This window comes from Mesorhizobium sp. P3_A10, from assembly GCF_056403175.1.
Map to the genome: position 1 here is coordinate 272240 of NZ_JBFUFZ010000006.1, position 20023 is coordinate 292262.

Genomic DNA, 20023 nt, shown 5'->3' on the forward strand with positions numbered 1-20023 from the left:
GACCACATAACCCGCCGACGAAGGCACGGCTCTCGTATATCATTGACTAACTTGTTCTTGCTAAACGTTGCCGCTAGGCAGCGGAAATGTTGGGTGTAGCCTGGTTGTCCGTAAGGGCTTACGATTGGGCGGAGCGAGGCACGATGATCGCGAAGGCAGATCTTGCGGCGGTCCAGGCCGATCTGAATGTCCTGCGCGCCGATGATGCGGGCGCACCTCTCGTGTCGGCCATTATTCCTTGCCTGAACGAAGAGCGCACGCTCGGCATCTGCATCCAAAAGGCTCTCGATGTGTTTGCAAAGCGGGGCATCGCGGGCGAGGTGGTCGTCGGAGACAATGGGTCGAGCGATCGGTCGGTTGAGATTGCAGAGTCCCTCGGTGCGCGTGTCGTCCACCAGGGGGTCAAGGGATACGGCGCGGCGATCAGCGCGGCGGCTGAATCTGCACGAGGCAAGTATCTCATCATGGCGGACGCAGACGATTCCTACGACTGGAGCAGCCTCGGAGATTTCATCGATGCGTTGGAGGGTGGTGCCGAATTGGTCATGGGCAATCGCTTTGCTGGCGGTATCGAGCCTGGCGCCATGCCTGCGCTGCACCGATATCTCGGCAATCCGGTGCTTTCGACGATCGCCCGCTGGCTTCACCACTCTCCGATACACGATTTCCATTGCGGCATGCGGGGTTTCACCCGCGATGCGTTCCGAAAGATGGGCGCGCGCTCGCCCGGCATGGAATTCGCCTCGGAGATGGTCATCAACGCGCATCGCGCAGGCTTGGTGATCCGCGAAGTGCCGATCAAACTCTATCCGGACAAGCGTGGCCGCCCGCCTCATTTGCGCTCATTCCGCGACGGTTGGCGACACCTGCGGCTGATCGTAGCCCATGCACCCGATACCATGTACCTCATACCGGGACTGACCCTGCTGGTGATTGGCATTGTTGGCCTTGCAATCCTCGCTACTGGGCCTGTCCGCATCGGGGGGTGGTATTTCGGAATTCACTTCGTCGCGCTCTCCGCCATGGCGACATTAATCGGCCTTTCAGCCATCCTCTTCGGTATGCTGGCCAAGGTGGCGATCGCTATTTATCACCCAGTCCACGGAGGCCGTATCGTGCCCTGGCTGATGCGCGGCCGCCCGTTGGAATGGCTGGTCTTTTCCGGAGGCGTTCTCGCGGTGGCGGGCTTTGTCGCGGACGTGCTGCTGGCGCTGCATTGGATTTTCATTGGCGGCCCGATGGAGCAGTCGGTGCATCTAACGTTTGTGATCACCACCGCCTGCGTGGCCGGCATGTCCATGGTGCTGTCCGGCTTTGTGCTCAAGTTGCTGCTTGACAATCTGGAGTGACAGGGATGGGTTCTGACCACCCGACTGGCTTCCGAGCGGAAACTCGCGTAGGTGGCTGTGTCGACGAAAAGCCATTTCTGTCCGTCGTTATGCCGGTCCACGAAGGGGCGGCATGGATTGATGCGACGCTTGACTCGCTGGCTGCTGAGCCGACCGACAAGCTGGAAATAATCGTTGTCGACAGCAGCCCGACGAGCACCACTGCTGCCATCGTGGAGCGATTTGCTCACCGATTACCCCTTCGGCTGCTTCAGCGAAGAGATCTTGTGCCTTGGCAAACGAAGACCAATTTAGGCGTCGAGTTAGCGGCCGCAGATCACGTCTGCATCCTCCATCAAGATGACCTGTGGCTGCCCGGGCGCGTCGAGGCCGCGCACCGCTGGCTCGCGACCTCACCCGAAGCCGGGCTTCATTTGGCCCCGACGGCCATCATTGACCGCTACGGCCGCCGAATTGGGCGCTGGAACTGCCCTTTGCCGGCTGACGAGGTGCTCGAAGCTCAATTCCTGCTGGAGCGGCTGCTTGTTCAAAACTTTGTCTCGGTGCCAGCTCCGATATTCCGCAGAGCCGCGTGGCTGGCATGCGGGGGCATGGATGAGAAACTCTGGTATACGCCAGATTGGGACATCTGGGCGAAGCTCGCCAGTACCAGTCCGGTCGTTTATCACGACGAGATCACTACAGCCTTTCGGGTTCACGGCAGTTCGCTGACTGTAACCGGATCCCGTGACGTTGGTGAACTCCGGGCGCAAATGCAGATTGTTATGGAGCGCCATCTTTCCCGGCTTCCGGCGAGCAGCCGACGCCGGGTTGAACCCGTCGCCGGGGCGTCGATCAGCGTCAATGTGCTGCTGGCCGCCGCGTCGGGCGGCGACTTGAAGGCCCTGGTTCGCGCGGCTCGTGTCGTGCTGTCGCTCGGACCGGCAGGCATGCGGCGCTACTTTCGCGACTCGCGGTTGCGAGAGCGTGTCGCGTGCCGGCTTCGCGCGAAATTGACGGGAGCTTTCTGACGCCTATGCTTGGTCCAGTTATACGCACGGATGAGGAAGTGGAGCAGAAGCGCTACGCGGATCCACGCAAAAGACCGCTTGTGGAACGAGGGTGGCGGTACACGCTGGTGGGAGCGGTCTGCGCAATTGCGCATAACGCCATCATGATTGCAGCCGATCAAGTGGGGATACATTACCTGCCGGGCACCGTGATTTCGTTCTTGGCTGTGACGCCACTCGGATACGTACTACACAGTCGGTTCACCTTTGCCGAACCACTTCGCGTGAAGGCATTCACACGTTTTGTAGGAGGCGTTGCCACGGCTTACCCAATTTCGGTAGCCATGATGGCGGTCCTCTGTTCCGGCTTCGGTCTCAGTGTTGCGATCGCGACTCCAATCGCCACCGTCGCCCTATTCGTCTGGAATTTTGTCGCTGCGCACTGGGCCATCCTGCCGCGTCTCCATTTGTACCCGGCGGCCGTGCCGACGGCACCCACTCATCCGGCGAAACGCCAATCAGCAAGAAACGAGGAATAAGAATGCTGGCACCAGGTCAGGTCGCGCGCAAGGTTCTCGGCCGCCATTTTGAGCCGGTCGGCAATGTATATCGTCGCGTGTTCGTCAATCTCAACCTGATCGCGGATTTTCTTGACGGTGAATTGCCGAAGGGCGCGAAGATCGTGGACATAGGCGGCGGTGACGGCGCGCTTGTCGAGCGGCTTCTGAATCGACGCCCTGACCTGGCTGTTACGATGTGCGATCTAGCTCCTTCAATCGGTACTTTCATAAAGGAGGTACATCGGGCGAGGGTTGAACTTCTGCCTGCGACCGATCTCGCCGACGTGACAGGGCTTTACGATGCTGTCACGATTTCCGACGTCATCCATCACGTGCCGGTCGATCAACGCGATTCATTTTTCAAATCGCTGGCCAGCAGCTGCGAACGCTGGGCTTGCCGGAAGATCATCTTGAAGGACATTGAGCCGGGCGGCGTGCGCGCCACGCTGTCGCTTCTTGCGGACCGGCACATCACCGGAGACAAGCATGTCGTGCTGTTTTCACGCTCGGACTTTGCGGTCATGGCGCGACGGTATTTCCCAAAGGCGCAGAGAGTATCGGCTGTACCTGACTGGCCGAACTATTGCGAAGTGTTGAGTTGGTAGTCTCTAGTCTAAACCAACTGACCGGCAAGGCCGCGATGTCGGGCGATCAATGCCACCGCCCGGGGTTACGATGCGGGTGTTCGGCGCTATGGTGCGGACGCACAGCCCGTTGAACTATTTGGTCGCGATTGTGCCGAGCATACTGGCGATCCGATGACTCTCGGGGCGATCGACAAGCAATTTGTCGACGAACTTGAGCGGGAACGTTAGCGTTAGGACCGCTCCTTTCGCCGACATGTAGCGGGTCCGGTTCTCCCGGCCCACAATCACGCCGACGTACTCTGAAAGGATGTCGACGATTGCGCTCGTCGGTCCCTGATGTGTTTGAACCTCAACACCTCCGAACCGGCGGAGGAGCTGTTCGATCCCGTCCTTGGTGAACCGGAACGGGTTAGTGCACAACAGCTTGCCGCTAAGTCTTAGGACGCGGAGCACTTCATCGACGGCCGTGGCCAGATTGGGAACATGCTCGATTACGCTGTCCAGAATGACGTAATCGACCGAATTGCTAAGAAGCGGGGTGCGCTCGATATCCGCGACGAGATAGACATTCGGTGTGGGGAACAAGTCGATGTTGAGCACATCGGGAGCGGATACGCCGTGCGCGGGAGCCGAACTCAACAATCATAGCGCCTTGACGTACCGGCGCTGGAAACGAATTTCAGTGTGCCATGCGCTGGTGCCGGCATACGCCTCTTCATGGAAGTTGGCGTCGAAGCCTTGCCTTGTCGATGGCTCGGGTAGGCAGGATGGGAGACACTACGACAACGCGCTCGCCGAGCCGATCAACAGACTCCAAGACGCCAAGGCGTCATACCGCATCCGGTAATGCTCTTTCTGGCACCGGCAGTCTTTGGTGTCTGTTTTGTTGTCGCCTACCTGCTTGTCATGGACGCCATCGGCAAGCATGAACTGTTCATCGCCGAGTATGCGTGCTTTCGCAATCTTCTGCGGCTTTCCACTTGGTTCTTCATTGTCGAATTTTATTTGAACATTGCCGCTGTAGGGATCGGGTTGACTGCCCGGCGCCATTACTCTTTGGCGAGCGATGCTCATCAGGTTTTCTACTTCAGCTTCACGATCACCATTTGGCTGCGCACGGCTACGGAACCCCGCGCCGGCCAGACGGGCATATCGGCAGATGAGGTTTTGGCAGACTGAACGACTTCCGGTGACGGGAAGTTGTTGACCGGAAAATAGAACATCAGCGCCCGCGTTGAGGCCCAATCGATAGCATACATGCTCGCAAGCATTGTGTTGCCGACGAAACCTCTCGATGTGTCGAATAGCCGATAGGGCAGGTAGCTCGTATCCTGAGTAGTCCCGATTACTGTAATTGTCATGCCGGGTCGGTATTCTGGCAGGTCTCTGATCCGGACGGCAATCGCCTGGGTCATGTCCATGTCGGCGCGGTTCCGCATCTCCATGAATTGGTGCCAGTTGTTCGCCTGAAGGATGAAGATCGCGACCAGAAACGCTCCCAGAGCGCTTACGAGAGCGCGCATGCGACCGCTGGTCAGAAGCCACGCGATCAGGAATGTGCCAGCATAGACGCCAACGAACGAGAAAAGGATGCGATCAAATAGCATCTCTTTCGGAGGACTGGTCACCCAAGCGGCGCCGAAGACGCACAGAGGTGCCGCGCACACGAGTAAGATGCCGGTCAGTGACCGTCTTAACGCCAGAGCGCATAAAAGAATAGCCGCAATGGCAAGGAGGGCGTATTTGGCCACGGCAGGGAACAAGAAAATTCCCTTGGTCAAAAGCTCCATGGTCGCTTGTAGAAGGATCTTCGCAACCGTCATGAATTCAGTTGGGCTAGTGACGACGTGCACAAAGCCGGCAAGCCGGCGTCCTCCAATGTGGAAGAAAACGGTGCAGACGAAATACACCATGAGGTAAAGAGCCAAGCCGGCCAAAACCATAACTGCTCGCGGGATCGCAAATGTACGAAAGGCCCGTTCTCCTTTGGTGATCCGATACGCCGTGACGTAGAAGGCCACGACCACCGCTAGGTAGACTGCTGATTGGTACGTTGCCAGTGCGGCGCATATTAGCATGGCCCCGATGAGCGCACTCGGGACGGCGAGGGCCAGCAACGCTAGTAATGCGGCCAACGGCACCGTCAGCCGAGTCGCGGCGTATGACCATAGTTCAAACATCATCGGGAAGGTGGCGAAAAGACAGCAAGTGATGACCACAGGCGTCCAGTGCGTGACGTTGAGCAGCCGGCAGAGCACGACACCGCACCCGGCCATGCAGGCCAGCCCGAGTATTAAAAGAAGGTTGGGCGGCAAGAAGCCGAACGAGAGAAGGCGGAGGAATTCGCCGAGATAGCGACCATCCGCACCGTAGGCGTTGTAGGTCAGATAGGTCGTATAGAAGTAATCGTTCGAGAAAGTCGTGTAGCCGATCTCGGGAATATACGCCGCCAGCAGAATGGCGAAGACAGTCAGGTAAGCACGCGGCGTCCAAATTGCCCTGAGATATTCAAGTTCCATTAATTGATCCTGATATTGTCGGAGAGGGATTTCCATACGCCTTACGTCCTCATTAGGCTACTCATTCAAGCTGCCATAGGCCTGTGGCCGCGTCGAGCCCGCCTGCTGTGGTGCTGGCCGTCAACAGCCTGATTATCCCATGTGACCGGTGCGCCAAGATTTACGACATCTGCCATGGCAAGATGCGGCTGAACGGCAAGCCGGGTGGTCCGGGCGTGACGGAGACGGTCGACGAGCGCACAGGCCAAGGCGATTGAGGCACAGCGCATCTCCAAACTCTAGGGCGCAAACCAAGCCTGATAGATTGGGATGCCAGTTCAACCAGAGTGCTTCCTGCTCTAAGGCCTTTCTTAATGAGCGAGAGGCTAAAAGTAGTTGAAATCATTCAACGCAGGCTGACCGAAACGGAGACCCGCAAGCACCCGAACCTGCATGGGCGACCAAGATAAAGTCACGCAATGCGGTTTCACGCGACGCTCGGAGCATAGCCGCGCGAAGGCCTACTCTGCGAGGCGGAGCTTCTCTCCATAAATTCGCTGGTCGAGAGTGGATCGGCGGCAGCCCGGGATAGCGCGAAGGGCGCTGCCGTTGGGTGCGGCGAAGGCGCCGGCAGTCCTGCTTGAGACACGGTTTGGGGGATATCTTGAATACACAGGGGGCGAGACTCGGATCAAACGAGCCATTCGGTCTCGGGCGGCGCCCGGCGACGATTTTTCTGAGTGTCCTGATCACCCTTAAGATCGTTTTGCTCTTCACCTTGGCGTGGAACGCTCGCTTTGTCATGGATGAATTCGTCCAACTCGGATGGGCTAAATATTTCTCTAACGGCCTGTTCCATACAATCTGGCACGCCAAGGCGGTCGGCTACGCGGTCTTCTACGAGATCGCCCACCTGATCGGTTGGGATGCCAGGTCGATCCTGCTTGCCGGTCGTATGCAGACTGCGCTGTTGGCATGCGCGACCATTGCTTTGGTCTACGCATGCGCTCGCGCACTTGGAGAGGATCGGGTCCGTGCTTTGGTCATTGTCCTCCTCCTCCTGTGCTTCTCGAATTTCATGGAGCGCATCTTTCGCACCATCGCCGAACCGTTGGCGGTGTTCTTGGCCGTGGCGGCGCTGCTGGTCGTCCTGCGGGCACGTGAATTGAGCAGACTGCAGCTTGTCGCTGCCGGCATCCTGAGCGGCCTATCGTTCCTCGCGACGCAGAAATCAGTCTACTTCAATCTTGCGCTTGGCCTTGGTCTGGTCGCCGACGCGGCTTTGATGAGACGCTACGCAGCAGGCATGGCCCGTGGCGCATGGCTCGTGCTGGGATGGACCGTTCCCATCATCGCCTATTGCTTTGTCTTCGGCGGCGCCGACCCTGTACCTGTTGCTAGGAACCTCATACTCGGCCCCATTGAGATTGCGACCCGCGGAGGAGGTGATTACGGGGTGCTGAGGCAATACGTGCTACAGACGCTCGTCCGCAACTATGTTCTTTATGTCGTCTGTTTCTCCGGCATGGCTCTGTCTCTGATGCAGATCATGAAGCTCGACGCGCGAAGGCGAATTGCGCTGATCTTCTCTGTCGTTGTCACTGTGCTGGTCTTCGCGCACTCCCAGCCGTGGCCTTACGTGTTCATCATGGCGTTGCCGTTCATGTCGCTATGGTCATTGACGCTGTTCGACGGCGTCGCCCGCGTGCGTTACCTGCGCGTTGCGTGGATAGCGCTCGCCGCCGCCATGGCGGTAAGCTTCGTTGCCAATGTACATTACCTCCGCTTCGACAATGCAGCCCAACTTGAATTGGTGGCGCGTGCAGAGTCATTGCTTGCACCAGGCGAGCGGTATTTCGACGGCGTTGGAATGCTGCCAAATCGAATGGAGCCGACAACTCTATGGCTCGACAAACACTACCTGCTCAAAACTTTGCGGGAAAGCGGGCACTCCGAGGCCTATAATGTGCTTAGCAAGTCTCCCCCGAAACTGATCCTGTGGTCCTACCGGATGGACTATATCTATCCGGTGGTCGCGCCTCTGATCTTGAACAGTTACGTCCGTATTGCGCCCAACCTCAGGATAGCTGGTAGCAGAATTTATCCGGGTCAGCGGAAGATTTTTGATGTTCCGATTGCTGGAAGCTATGCGCTCTACAGTTCCGATGGAACGCCCCTATGGGGCCAGGTTGAAATCGACGGCACCGTGCTTGGCCCGCCATTTCACCTTGCGACCGGGCCAAAGACCGTAACATTGCGCAACGGTACAGGCGAAGCATTGCTGCTGCCGACGGGTTCGTACGCCGGACACTTCAAGGACGGCGATGACAACAAGCTTCTATTTAATGGCGTCTATGACTGAGCCGAGTGCCGCTCGATCGAGGCGAGTGACGGCAGTCGTATCGACGCCAGCCAAGCTGTCGGATCGCGATCGAACCAGGCATTGACTGCGTGAATAGCCTTATGGCTAGGATGCCGCGATCTCGGCTGCTTGCGGTGCCTTGCGCTGCAGGTTGAGCAGATTGCCCATCAGGATCAGCAGCGCGCCGCCGGCGGTGAAGGCGTCGATCTGCTCGCTGTAAAGCAGCCAGCCGATCAGCGCCGACAGCGGCACGCGCAAAAAGTCCATTGGCGAGATGACCGTCGCGTCGGCATAGGCGAGCGCGCGGGCCATGCAGAAGTGCGAAGACATGCCGCTGAAGGCGATTAGCACGATCCACGGCCAGAGTTCGAGCGGCGGATTGCGCCATTCGTAGAGCGCCGGGATCAGGCCGACCACCGACTGGATAATCAGCATCCAGAAGATGATGCGCACGACGCTGTCGGTGCGCGTCAACGACTTGACCATGACCACCGAAATGCCGAAGCAGACGGCGGCACCAAGCACGATGAGGTGTCCCGGGTCGACAGCGCCGACGCCGGGCCGCACGATGATCACCACGCCGATCAGGCCCAGCGCGATCGCCGCCAGCTTGGGCCGGGACAGCCTCTCGCCGAGGAAGCCGACGGCCAGAAGCGCCGTCCAGATCGGCGTCGTGAATTCGATCGAGATCAGCACGGCCAGCGGGATCAGCGTCAATGCATAAAGCCATGCCGCCTGGCCGGTGTAGTGGATGACGTTGCGGGCGAGATGGGCGACGGGGCGCTGCGTGCGCATTGCGGCAAAGCCGCCGCTCATCATCACCAGCGGCAAAAGGATGAAAAAGCCGATTACCGAGCGCAGTTCCAACACCTGGAAGACGTTGAGTTGGGCAGTCGTGGCGCGGCCGGCGACAGACATCGCCAGGAACGACGCGATCGACAGCGCCATCCAGAACGCGGCCTTAGGGATCGAGGGTGCAGGAGCCATGCGCGCTATCTCGCAAGTCGGGACCTTTGCCGCAACCGCTAGCCGCCGCATTCGACTGGGCCACAGCCGCGTTGCAAAACAGACATACTGGAAGCGGAACCTGACGCCTCGGCGGACGTTGATTCCCGGTATTTGCCAAATTTGTTGGAAGTGCTGTTTTTCAATACCAATGGGAGAGTTCCGATGAAATCATTCTCGCGATTTCTGCTTGCCGGCTGCTTGATAGCCGCAAGCGGCGCAGCCCATGCCGACGAGGCTGATTTTCTCAGCTCCTTGCAGGGGAATTTCTCCGGCAAGGGCACGGTCCAGGTAACCACCGATGTGCCGAACGTTGGCGTATCCTGCAGCTTCAAGTCGAATGCGACCTCAACCTCGCTCTCGCTGGATGGTAATTGCCGCGGTCTGATCGTGGTCACGCGGGCCATCAGCGCCAACTTGAAGGTCGCGGGTGCGAAGTACAGCGGCGTTTATGTCGGATCGCGCACCGGGCCGGCACAGCTCGCCGGCAGCCGTTCGGGCAACGCGATCAATCTCGGGATCCGTTGGGCGACAGAGGTCAACGGCGATCGCAAGGCGCGGCTGACGGTCGAGAAAACCAGCGGCAACGGCATGCGGCTGACGGTGACCGACGTCGATCCGAAGACCGGCAAGAGCGTGGTGACGAGCCGGATCGATCTGACACGGATCTGATCTATCTTATGGTTGGATCATGATCTTTTCCGAAAACCGGTGCCCACTTTTCGGGATCATGGTCTAATCCTCGATCGGCTCCGGCGGGTGGGCGTTGCGGCCCTTGCCGAAGGTGTAGCCGGTTTCCACCGCCTTGTTGCCGAACTTGTCGCGCAGCGTGTCGATGGCGCCTTCGGCCATCGCGCGCTTGCGCGACTGGATGTCGACGAGATCGGGCGGATCGGCCTTGTCGTCGTCGGAGAGGTCGCTGACGCCGATGCCGAGCAGCCGGTATTTCGTGCCGTCGGCTTCCTTGCGCAGCAGTTCGAGCCCGGTCTGGAAAATGCGGTCGGCCAGCCGGGTCGGGTCGCCAAGCTGGCGGTTGCGGGTGCGGAGCTTGAAATCCTGCGTCTTCAGCTTCAGCACCACGGTGCGCCCGGCAATGCCTGATTTCTTCAGCCGCCCCGAGACCTTTTCCGACAGCGCTCTCAGCACCGGCACCAGTTCGTCCATGGTTGCAATGTCGGTGTCGAAGGTGGTTTCCGCCGATACGCTCTTGGCGTCCTGGTCGGGATGGACGCGGCGGTCGTCCTCGCCGCGCGACAGGTGGTAGAGCCGGTCGCCCATGACGCCATAGCGGCGCATCAGATCACCGCGCTCCATGCGCTGCAACTGGCCGATGCTGCGAATGCCGTCGCGTTCCAGCGTGGCGGCGAAGGCTTTTCCCACGCCCCAGATCAGTGTCACCGGCTGCTCGGCCAGAAAGCCTGGCGCTTCGGCCTCGCCGATCACCGAGAGGCCGCGCGGCTTGCGGAAATCGGACGCCACCTTGGCGAGGAACTTGCAGTAGGAAAGGCCCGCCGAGACAGTGATGCCGATCTCCTTCTCGACGGTCAGCGCGAACCGCGCCAGCACCACGGCAGGCGGCATGCCGTGCAGCCGCTCGGTGCCGGCAAGGTCGAGAAACGCCTCGTCGATGGAGAGCGGCTCGACCAGCGGCGTCAATGCCTGCATCAACGCGCGGACTTCGCGCCCAACCCGGACGTATTTTTCCATGTCCGGCGGAATGACGACGGCTTCCGGACAGGCTTCGAGCGCCTTGAACATCGGCATTGCCGAGCGCACGCCATGGATGCGGGCGATGTAGCAAGCGGTGGACACGACGCCGCGCTTGCCGCCGCCGATGATCAGCGGCCGGTCCTTCAGCGCCGGGTTGTCGCGCTTTTCGACGGCCGCATAGAAGGCGTCGCAGTCGATATGGGCGAGGTGCAGCCGGTAGAGTTCGGGATGGCGGGCAAGTCTCGGGCTGCCGCAGCGTTCGCAGCGGCGTGCCTCGCCGCGCTGAAAGGTCAGGCAGTCGCGGCAAAAACCGTGCTCGGGATTGTTGACAGGGGTCGCCATCGCTGCGAACATAAAGAGAACAAATGCAATGGTACGTCAGTCCGAGGGCAGCGACAAGCTTGGCCTGGGGAGAACGCATGAGCACGACCATAAAGCCGCTGGCGCCCGCGCTGTGGGCGGATTTCGAAGATCTTTTCGGCAAGCAGGGCGCCTGTTATGGCTGCTGGTGCACGCATTTCCGGCTGGCGCCGTCGGTGCGCCGCGAGAGCAGCCGCGAGCGCAACAAGGATCATATCAAGGCGCGCATCGAGGCCGGGCCGCCGCCCGGGCTGCTGGCCTTCGAGGACGACAAGGCGGTCGGCTGGATGCAGATCGGCCCGCGTGCCGACGTGCCCGAATGGAACAATCAGGGCAGGGGCTCGGCGCCGGTCGACCCGGCCGATGCCGTGGATCCAGGCGTCTGGGCGATCTCCTGCTTCTTCATCCGCGCCAAGGCGAGGGGGCGCGGCATCTCGCACCGCCTGGTCGAAGGTGGCATCGCCTTTGCCCGCGAGAACGGCGCGCGGCAGGTCGAGGCCTGCCCGATCGACCTGTCGCGCGATTCGCGGTCGATCGGCCTGTTTGTCGGCTCGTCGCGGGTGTTCGAGAAGGCCGGTTTCGAACGGCTGGTCGAGCGCAAGAGCGGCCGGCCGTTGATGCGGCTGGTGTTGTAGGCAATCGCCGGCAATTCATGCGCCTTGTCTTGCAGCCGTGATGGTATTTCCCTACCAGTGGCAAGAACGGTTTTGACGGCCGTAATAGAGTGGAGGATCGATATGAAGCGCGTTTTGCCATTTGTTTTGCTTCTTGCCTGCAGCGTACCGGCCTTTGGCCAGACGGTCGACAGCCAAGGCGCCAAGCAGCTTACCGACAATCTGGCGCGCTATTTCGGCAAGACGCCGTTCGACATCGGGTTTCTGAAGATTTCGGTCGACGGCGATTCCTACAAACTCGCATTCGATTTCAAGCCGCTCGTGGAACTCTTCGCAAAAGAGGATGGCTTGAAGCTTGATCTCACGCCCTATGCGCTGTTGACCAAGCCACGCAGCGATGGCGCGTGGGATGTTTCAGGCAATCTGGCACCGGAAGGGACGATGGAGTTCAACGGGCCTCAGGGGCCGCAAAGCATGAAGATGTCGATCAAGGGCGGCAAGTTCGTCGGCATCTACGATACCGAACTGGCGGCTTTCAGCAGCGCGACGTCGTCGCTGGAAGGCATGACGATGACGTCGCAGGACGCCAAGCAGCGCACGGAGATGAGTTCTGGTGCTGGAACCGCCACAATGAGCGCTACGAAGGGCGCAAATGGCGGTGTCGATTTCAACCTGGTTCAGACAATCGCCGATTTTGCCGACTCGGTCACGATCGATAACCCGAACAACGGGCAGAAAATCCCGCTGACGGTCAAGTCGCCCGAATTGTCGGTGGACGCGAAAGGCAAGGGGCTGCGCACGAAGCCTCTTCTGGACCTGTTGGCCTTCGCCGTGGCCAATGAGGATGAGGCGAAGCTGAAGGCCAACCAGGCCGAGCTCAAGTCGCACCTCCTGGCCGCGCTGCCGCTGTGGGAGCGGGTCGATGGTGCTTACGGCTTCAAGGATTTCAGCGTCGGCAGCCCGGTCGGCAGTTTCGGCGCGGCCAATGTGGGTGTTGCTTTCGGCATGGACGGCGTCGCCCGCAGCGGGACGATCAATTACGGGATCAAAGCGTCGGGGCTCTCGATACCGCAGTATCTTGTTCCGGCCTGGAGCGTGGCGCTGCTGCCCACCGATTTCGATCTCAATTTCGGCGGCGCCAACATCGATCTCGACACCATGGCGAAGAAGGCAATCGAAGCCTTCGATCTCAACAAGAACCCGCCGTTGTCGGACGAGTTTGGCGAGGGGCTGAAGGCTGACTTCCTGGCCAATGGTCCCAAGATCGTCATCGGCCACAGCACGGTCAAGAGCGGCGGTGCTGAAATCGCGCTGGAGGGCGACATGACGTTTCCCGATGGCGAGAAGCCCGATGCCAACATGACCATCGACGTCACCGGCTATGACAAGATCGTGGCAAGCCTGCAGGAGGCGGCGAGGACCGACCCTCAGGCTTCGCAGGCTTTCACCGGCGCCCTGGCCATCAAGGGATTTGCCAAGACCCTGCCGGACGGCCGTCTGGAATGGGTGATCAGCGCCAAGCACGATGGCTCGGTGGCGGTCAACGGCGCCATGCTGAAAGGCCCCGATCCGGCGGTGGAAGACAACACCGATCAGGGTGCTAACCTTGGCGAGGGTAACAGCGGCGGTGCGGGGGCGAAGCTCAGTCCCTGACTGAGAGCGTCGGACCTTGACGCTGCTGGCTTTTTAGAGCTCGAGCGCTGCTACGATCTTCGGCATAGCCTCGTGCCAATCCTCGACGGCGACGATGTCGTCCGACACCGGCGGCAGGAATGCGCGCAGCGAATTGTCGGCCATCAGGTGGAAGAGGTGGGCGTCGGCAACGGCGCTGCGCACCGACACCAGATTGTGCGGCTGGTCGTCGACGAAGGCCACCGGCCGGCCCTTGTTGCCGCGCAGTTTGGCCACCGCCGGGCCCTTGGCCATTTCGGTGGTCAAAAGCGGGTAGCTCAATCCGAGAGCGTCGAGGTGTTCGCGGCGCGCCGCCCGATGCCTGTGCGGCATGGCCGTCAAAAGGATGATCTCGGCGCGGCCGCCGATGCTCGCCAGCGCTTCGGCCGCGCCATCGGTGATGCTTTGCCAATCTGCCTGTGCGTCGAAGAATTCGCCCAGAAGCGCCGTCACCTCCTCCTGTTCGATCAGCCGGCCGTTCGCCGTTTCGGCAATGTTGCCGGTGAGGCGGAAGGAGGCGAGCGTCAGCTTGAAGCCGCGCGACTGGAGGAAACGCGGGAACGGCCGGATGAATTCGAGCACGACATCGTCGACGTCGAGCACCAGCAGCGGCCGGTCGTCGGCGGCAAGTTCCTCGATCTGGCGCGCGGTTTCGGGATCATCGCTCATATCGAATGCTCATGATCGTCGCCGCCAAGCGGCAGCGCCCGCAACGCCTTGCCGACGGAGGCCGGCGGCGTGCCGGTTTCCTCGGCGAAGCGCAACAAGGTCGGTTCGTGGGCAAGGATGAACTGCAGCACGCCGGCGAGGAATCCCGGCTCGCTGGCGGCGCGCCGGATGGAATGTGCCTCGATGCCGGTGATGGCCAGGAAGCGCGGCAGGAGTTCCGGATCGGCGGCGACGAAGCCCAGGGCCTTCACGGCAATGGTTTCGGCTTCCTCGCGCATTGACGCTGCGTTTGCCATCACTACCTTCTGGGTGCGGAAATGAGTCTCTTTTCCGCAGTAATCGCTAGCGTCGCCTGCGGCAAGCCACCGCCCCGGTCCAATGCGGTTTTCGAGGCGGAAATCCGAATGGCTTTTGCGGCCGCGGGTTTGCGTTTCGTCAATCATATTGCCTTAGAGTGAACACGGGTTTGGTGTGCTCCGGCAAAGGGCGCATGACGGCAGGCTTCGGACTGAAGGCCGGTCGGGACGGGAAATCGATGCCTAAGAAGGTCATGATCGTCGAGGACAACGAGCTCAACATGAAGCTCTTTCGGGACCTCATCGAAGCAAGCGGCTATGAGACGGTGCGCACGCGCAACGGTCTGGAGGCGCTCGATCTGGCGCGCCAGCACAGGCCCGATCTCATCTTGATGGATATCCAGCTGCCCGAAGTGTCAGGCCTGGAAGTGACCAAATGGCTGAAGGAGGACGATGACCTCCACTCCATCCCGGTCATCGCCGTCACCGCGTTTGCCATGAAGGGCGACGAAGAGCGCATTCGCCAGGGCGGTTGCGAGGCGTATATTTCCAAGCCGATCTCGGTGCCGCGTTTCATCGAAACCATCAAATCCTATCTGGGCGACGCCTGATGCGCATAGCCTGCCGAGCTGGAGCCTCATGACATGACTGCGCGGATCCTCGTCGTCGACGACATCCCTGCCAATGTGAAGCTGCTCGAAGCCCGGCTGCTGGCCGAGTATTTCGACGTGCTGACCGCTTCCAACGGACCGGACGCGATCGAGACCTGCGAAAACGGCAAGGTCGATGTCGTGCTGCTCGACGTGATGATGCCTGGCATGGATGGGTTCGAGGTCTGCAGGCGGCTGAAGAGCGATCCGGCGACTTCGCATATCCCGGTGGTGATGATCACCGCACTCGACCAGGTTGCGGACAGGGTGCGTGGTCTCGAAGCCGGCGCCGACGACTTCCTGACCAAGCCGGTCAATGACCTGCAGCTGATGACGCGCGTCAAAAGCCTGGTGCGGTTGAAGTCGCTGACCGACGAATTGCGCCTGCGCGCCTCGACCACACGCAATATCGGCATCGAGGAGCTGTTGAGCCGCACCTTCACGCCCGAAGACGTGACGCCAAAGGTTCTGCTGATCGACGAGCGCAAATCCTCGGTTGAGCGTATCCAGAAGATGCTGCGCGACAGTGCCGATCTCGACATTGCCACCGATCCGCATGCAGGCTTCTTCCAGGCTGCCGAAGCGCCCTATGAATGCGTCATGATCTCGACGGCCTTTGCCGATTTCGATCCGCTGCGGCTGTGCTCGCAGTTGCGTTCGCTCGATCGCACCCGCTTCCTGCCGATCATCCTTCTGGCCCAGGAAGGCGAGGAGGGGCGCATCATCCGCGGCCTCGAACTTGGCATCAACGACTATCTGATGCGGCCGATAGACCAGCAGGAGCTGCTGGCGCGGCTGCGCACGCAGGTGCGCCGCAAGCGCTACAATGACCAGCTGCGCGCCAGCGTCACCCAGACCATCGAGATGGCAGTGACCGACGGGCTGACCGGCCTGCACAACCGCCGCTATCTCGACAGCCATCTGCAGACGCTGTTCGATCGCGCCGTGGCGCGGCGACGGCCCTTGTCGGTGATGATCACCGATCTCGACCGCTTCAAGACCATCAACGACGCCTATGGTCATGATGGCGGCGATGCGGTGCTGCGCGAGTTCGCGCGACGGCTGCGCAAGAATGTGCGCGGCATCGACCTTGCCTGCCGCTTCGGCGGCGAGGAGTTCGTGGTGGTGATGCCGGACACGGATGGCGCGGTCGCCGAAAAGGTCGCCGAACGCATTCGCGCCGAAATCGCCCAGCTTCCCTTTGCCCTCGATCATGAAGGCAAGACGGTCGAAGTCACCGTCAGCGTCGGCGTGTCGTCGGTGCTCAAGGGGGCGGATACGGTTGCGGCACTGATGAAGCGCGCCGATCTTGCGCTCTACGAAGCCAAGAGCGGCGGCCGCAACCGCGTCGTCGCCAAGGCGGCGTAGGCCCGATTATCCAGTCAACCCGACAGGGTTAGGAATTTACCTTAATCCAAGCGATTCGGCCGCCTTGGTTAAGAAATTGTTGATTTCCATAAGCCATTGCGCAAATGTGCAGCCCATAGACGGAGCCGGCGCGAGGACAGATTGCCGGATCGATCCGAAAAATACCCCATGATGCTCAGGTCCGCCGCATCTCCTGGGTCCGTGGGGTCGGCCGGCCGGCGCTGGCACATAGTGGCCTCCTCGTACCGCTGCCAATCGCCGACCGGCCCCCTTATTCAAAACAATGACATGAGGAGTCCGCGCCAAGCTTCGGAAGCTTCGTGCTTTTCCGCGTGCTCAAACAAAAACGCCGCCCAATGGGCGGCGTTTTTGTTATCGCGGAAAGAAACCAGATTACTTGATCTTGGTTTCCTTGAATTCGACGTGCTTCTTGGCGACCGGGTCGTACTTGCGGAACGACAGCTTGTCGGTCTTGGTGCGGCTGTTCTTGCTGGTCACGTAGAAGAAACCGGTGTCGGCGGTCGACAGAAGCTTGATCTTGATGTTTGCGGCTTTGGCCATGATATCAGTCCGTTGTGTTGGTGGAGTTTTGGCCGCTGGAGCACGGGGAAACACCCGGATGCGGGAAACTTGGCGCGACACATAAAGAATGCGCCCTGAAAGTCAAGCCCGCGCGACCTGGCCTCTTCCTTCTCCCCTTGTGGGAGAAGGGAAGTCTATGCATCCTCCTTGACCAGTGAGGCGGCCTTCTTCCAGTCCCCGGTGGTGTTCCACCAGCGATTCGGATTGGCCTGGTCGTCCAGCCCCTTGGACCGGCTGGCAAGGATCGGCTGAATGCGGATCACCGGCTCCTGATAGGAATGCGCCTGGAAAATGGCCTCGACCACCCGGGAGGCCAGTGCCTGGTCGTCGGGCAATTCGAACGAGACCTCTACAGTGCCCGGGCGACGCCGCAGTTCGGTTTCCGGGCCCGCGGCAGCGCCTTCCAGCGGCCTGTAGCGTTCGATGCCGTGCGCCGACTGATAGGCATTGCGGTCATATTTGCCCATCACCAGCGGCGCGATGGCGACCACCGCGTCCATGATGCGGTCGACATCGGCGGCCGGCGCCTGAAAGGTCACCAGCAGCAGAAGCGTCATGCGAACGGATGTGGTTTCAAAGCCGCTGTCGATCATGGAGATATCCTCAACTCAGGAGTTTTTGAGGACACTCTTTTAGCCGAAGGCTCCTGACACGGTTCTGTCAGCAGCCGCAGCGTGTCGCCGTGGGCTGGCGGCCAATGCCGTGCGCTACAGAAACTTTCGCAAGAGCCTGACGCCGACCAGGGCGATATAGGCGCCGAAGAACAGGCCGAGCGCCCAACCGAAACCGGACGGTCCAAAAGCGTCCATGCCGATGCCGATCGCCTGCGGCCCAAGCACCATGCCGACACCGTAACAGAGCACGAAGGCCGCGTTGGCGGATGCCAGTTCGTGGCCGGAAAGCTGCGATCCGAGATGAGCAAGGCCGATCGTGTACATGGCCGCGACCACGCCGCCCCAGACGAACAGAAGTGCCGCCATCAGGTGCCAGTTCTGCGCGAAGAACGGCATGAAGATGGTGCCGGCAAGTCCAACGATGGCGCAGGCCAGAAGCAGATAGCGGCGGTCCGAGACGCGGTCGCTGATCATGCCGATCGGGATCTGCAACAGCACGTTGCCGAGGCCGATCATGGTCAGCAGCAGGGCGGCGTCGGCCTCGGAGTAGCCGATGCGGTTGCCATAGACCGGGAACAGCGCAAAACCGCCGGTTTCGACGGCGCCGAACACCAGCACGGCGGCGGTCGCTGTTGGCACCAGCCAGATGTAGCGCAGGAAATTGCTGGTCTCGCCGTCGGCCACAATGGTGGGGCTTTCGTTCCGCGCGGCCAGCACCGGTACGGCGGCCAGCGCCACCAATCCGATGATGACGCCGAAGGGTGCGAAGCCGGCGCTGCCGAGATGGGCGAATATCCACGGTCCCGCGGCAAAGCCGAGCGAGAGCACGGTGGCGTAGATGCCGAGGACCAGGCCACGCCGATGCGGCGGCGCCGAGGTGCTGATCCAGAACTCCGACAGGATGAACAGCACCGTCAGCGCGATGTGCAGGACGATGCGGAGCGGAAACCACATCCAGAAATCCGGCGCGAAATGGAAACCGATGAAGGCCAGCGCGCCGGCAACAATCATCGCGATCATCGTCCAGGCGACGCCGAAGCGCGTGGCAAGCGGGGTGGCGAGCGGGGCCCCGGCGATCGAGGCCAGGCCGGCGACCGCGGTGTTGAGGCCGATCATCGAGGCCGAATGGCCGCGTGTTTCCAGGATGACGCTGAGCAGCGGCATGCCGAGACCGATGGCGATGCCGACGACGCTGATCGACGAGATCGCCGCGATCATCGGCAGCCAGTGTACGCGTTCGTCGCCCTGTGGTTGGGTATCGACCGTCATGAGATGCCTGATTACTCGATGCTTTACAGAATTTCGCGGGTGAAGCGGTTGCGGACCAGCCGGTAGAACGGCACCGAACCGCCCGGACGCAGCTGCGGATCATGGGCAAGGCGCGTCCGCAGCTCGTCCAGGATCATGCGGGTGATGTCGGGTATGTCGGCTTCCCTGGCCTTGGCCAGCGGCAACCAGACCAGTTCCTCGAGCTCGTTGGTCGGGCCGCCACCCGGCAATTCGACCACCACATCGCTGCGCCAGGCGCTAAGGAAGCGCGTGTCGAAACGGCGCACCCGGTTGGGCGGGGTGATGGCGCGGGCAATGAAGCGCAGCGCTGCCAGCGAAGGCGTTACGCCGTGCTCGACAAAACCCTGCCAGTCTCGCTTGTCCGTCGCAAAGGCGCCTTTCTGGCCGATGAGCAGGCCAGCTTCCTCATAGGTTTCGCGGATCGCCGAGAGCGCAATAGCGCGGGCGCGCGCCAGGCTGGTGCGGCCGACGCCGGCGGTCAAATTCGCTTCTTCCTGGGGGTGCAAGGCGGTGGCGACGGGTATACGGCTGTCGGCTGGATCGGTGCGGCCGCCGGGAAAAACGAACTTTCCTGGCATGAAGGCGTGGCCGGCATGGCGGCGGCCCATCAGCACCAGAAACTCATCGCCCTGGCGGTCGAGCAGGATAAGCGTCGCCGCGTCACGCGGGCGCATAGGCTTGGCGTGATGCGGGATCTCGCGCCGCTCAACCTTGTCGACTTCCGCCTTGGTCATCCCGTCCATACGTCCGACCTGATGCATGTCGCCCAAAAGTGCGTAGCGGTTTTGGGGCAGCGACATGCATGAAAACACAAATTAAAAGCGCGCCGCATGAATCCCTTCACACGCG

The 20023-nt window shown here is 60.9% G+C and carries 21 protein-coding genes; 10 read left to right on the forward strand and 11 right to left on the reverse strand.

From position 1 onward, the window contains the following. Positions 1-143 precede the first annotated feature (143 nt). The 4 genes from AC1DXU_RS22980 to AC1DXU_RS22995 are packed head-to-tail and all read left to right on the forward strand — an operon-like array spanning position 144 to position 3503. On the forward strand, positions 144-1349 hold the full coding sequence (locus AC1DXU_RS22980) for a glycosyltransferase family 2 protein (RefSeq protein WP_477372670.1): 1206 nt from the start codon (positions 144-146) through the stop codon (positions 1347-1349). 5 nt (positions 1350-1354) lie between these two features. Continuing rightward, positions 1355-2359, forward strand: a complete 1005-nt coding sequence (locus tag AC1DXU_RS22985; protein ID WP_477372672.1) for a glycosyltransferase — start codon at positions 1355-1357, stop codon at positions 2357-2359. A 38-nt stretch (positions 2360-2397) separates the two neighbouring features. After that, positions 2398-2877 (forward strand): GtrA family protein, encoded by a 480-nt coding sequence (locus AC1DXU_RS22990; RefSeq protein ID WP_477372673.1) that lies wholly within the window; start codon positions 2398-2400, stop codon positions 2875-2877. 2 nt (positions 2878-2879) lie between these two features. Continuing rightward, positions 2880-3503, forward strand: a complete 624-nt coding sequence (locus AC1DXU_RS22995) for a class I SAM-dependent methyltransferase (protein WP_477372675.1) — start codon at positions 2880-2882, stop codon at positions 3501-3503. 114 nt (positions 3504-3617) lie between these two features. Here the strand turns inward: AC1DXU_RS22995 and AC1DXU_RS23000 are convergent, their stop codons facing one another. The 3 genes from AC1DXU_RS23000 to AC1DXU_RS23010 form a co-directional block, all read right to left on the reverse strand. After that, a complete protein-coding gene (locus tag AC1DXU_RS23000; RefSeq protein ID WP_477372677.1) occupies positions 3618-4124 on the reverse strand; it encodes a methyltransferase domain-containing protein in 507 nt (168 codons plus the stop codon). A 138-nt stretch (positions 4125-4262) separates the two neighbouring features. Beyond that, positions 4263-4559 carry a hypothetical protein gene (locus AC1DXU_RS23005; protein ID WP_477372679.1) on the reverse strand — a complete coding sequence of 99 codons (297 nt, stop codon included), beginning with the start codon at positions 4557-4559 and terminating at the stop codon, positions 4263-4265. 8 nt (positions 4560-4567) lie between these two features. Then, positions 4568-6004 carry a hypothetical protein gene (locus AC1DXU_RS23010; protein WP_477372681.1) on the reverse strand — a complete coding sequence of 479 codons (1437 nt, stop codon included), beginning with the start codon at positions 6002-6004 and terminating at the stop codon, positions 4568-4570. A gap of 643 nt (positions 6005-6647) precedes the next feature. Between AC1DXU_RS23010 and AC1DXU_RS23015 the strand changes: the two genes are divergently transcribed. Continuing rightward, positions 6648-8345, forward strand: coding sequence for a DUF7055 domain-containing protein (locus AC1DXU_RS23015; RefSeq protein ID WP_477372683.1), 1698 nt, complete (start codon positions 6648-6650; stop codon positions 8343-8345). A 105-nt stretch (positions 8346-8450) separates the two neighbouring features. On the opposite strand, the gene AC1DXU_RS23020 is transcribed toward AC1DXU_RS23015, so the two are convergent. Then, entirely contained in the window at positions 8451-9332 is an 882-nt protein-coding gene (locus tag AC1DXU_RS23020) for a DMT family transporter (RefSeq protein ID WP_477372685.1), read from the reverse strand. A gap of 183 nt (positions 9333-9515) precedes the next feature. Here AC1DXU_RS23020 and AC1DXU_RS23025 point away from each other — a divergent pair, with 183 nt between their 5' ends. Beyond that, entirely contained in the window at positions 9516-10022 is a 507-nt protein-coding gene (locus AC1DXU_RS23025) for a hypothetical protein (protein ID WP_477372908.1), read from the forward strand. A 63-nt stretch (positions 10023-10085) separates the two neighbouring features. Here the strand turns inward: AC1DXU_RS23025 and AC1DXU_RS23030 are convergent, their stop codons facing one another. Further along, positions 10086-11414 carry a DNA polymerase IV gene (locus AC1DXU_RS23030; protein WP_477372687.1) on the reverse strand — a complete coding sequence of 443 codons (1329 nt, stop codon included), beginning with the start codon at positions 11412-11414 and terminating at the stop codon, positions 10086-10088. A gap of 65 nt (positions 11415-11479) precedes the next feature. Here AC1DXU_RS23030 and AC1DXU_RS23035 point away from each other — a divergent pair, with 65 nt between their 5' ends. Next, positions 11480-12055: an N-acetyltransferase family protein gene (locus tag AC1DXU_RS23035; protein ID WP_477372689.1), complete on the forward strand. Its 576-nt coding sequence runs from the start codon at positions 11480-11482 to the stop codon at positions 12053-12055. A gap of 102 nt (positions 12056-12157) precedes the next feature. Continuing rightward, the gene (locus AC1DXU_RS23040) at positions 12158-13687 is read left to right on the forward strand and encodes a hypothetical protein (RefSeq protein WP_477372691.1); all 1530 of its coding nucleotides are present in this window, start codon (positions 12158-12160) and stop codon (positions 13685-13687) included. A gap of 33 nt (positions 13688-13720) precedes the next feature. Here AC1DXU_RS23040 and AC1DXU_RS23045 read toward each other — a convergent pair whose 3' ends face one another. After that, a complete protein-coding gene (locus AC1DXU_RS23045; protein WP_477372692.1) occupies positions 13721-14374 on the reverse strand; it encodes a hypothetical protein in 654 nt (217 codons plus the stop codon). After that, positions 14371-14670, reverse strand: coding sequence for a DUF3572 domain-containing protein (locus AC1DXU_RS23050; RefSeq protein WP_112564834.1), 300 nt, complete (start codon positions 14668-14670; stop codon positions 14371-14373). The genes AC1DXU_RS23045 and AC1DXU_RS23050 overlap by 4 nt, the downstream gene beginning before the upstream one ends. 239 nt (positions 14671-14909) lie before the next feature. Here AC1DXU_RS23050 and AC1DXU_RS23055 point away from each other — a divergent pair, with 239 nt between their 5' ends. Both AC1DXU_RS23055 and AC1DXU_RS23060 read left to right on the forward strand, forming a co-directional pair. Continuing rightward, complete coding sequence (locus tag AC1DXU_RS23055; protein ID WP_023667574.1) at positions 14910-15281, forward strand: response regulator; 372 nt, start codon at positions 14910-14912, stop codon at positions 15279-15281. Positions 15282-15314: 33 nt separating this feature from the next. Next, positions 15315-16688, forward strand: a complete 1374-nt coding sequence (locus tag AC1DXU_RS23060) for a PleD family two-component system response regulator (protein ID WP_477372694.1) — start codon at positions 15315-15317, stop codon at positions 16686-16688. Positions 16689-17081: 393 nt separating this feature from the next. Here the strand turns inward: AC1DXU_RS23060 and rpmG are convergent, their stop codons facing one another. The 4 genes from rpmG to AC1DXU_RS23080 all read right to left on the reverse strand — a co-directional run bounded on the left by rpmG (position 17082) and on the right by AC1DXU_RS23080 (position 19917). Next, positions 17082-17249: a 50S ribosomal protein L33 gene (gene rpmG, locus AC1DXU_RS23065; RefSeq protein WP_006201775.1), complete on the reverse strand. Its 168-nt coding sequence runs from the start codon at positions 17247-17249 to the stop codon at positions 17082-17084. Positions 17250-17404: 155 nt separating this feature from the next. Beyond that, positions 17405-17863, reverse strand: a complete 459-nt coding sequence (locus tag AC1DXU_RS23070) for a YqfO family protein (RefSeq protein WP_477372696.1) — start codon at positions 17861-17863, stop codon at positions 17405-17407. A 114-nt stretch (positions 17864-17977) separates the two neighbouring features. Next, positions 17978-19153 (reverse strand): MFS transporter, encoded by a 1176-nt coding sequence (locus AC1DXU_RS23075; RefSeq protein ID WP_477372698.1) that lies wholly within the window; start codon positions 19151-19153, stop codon positions 17978-17980. Positions 19154-19176: 23 nt separating this feature from the next. Next, positions 19177-19917, reverse strand: a complete 741-nt coding sequence (locus tag AC1DXU_RS23080) for an NUDIX hydrolase (protein WP_477372910.1) — start codon at positions 19915-19917, stop codon at positions 19177-19179. Positions 19918-20023 lie beyond the last annotated feature (106 nt).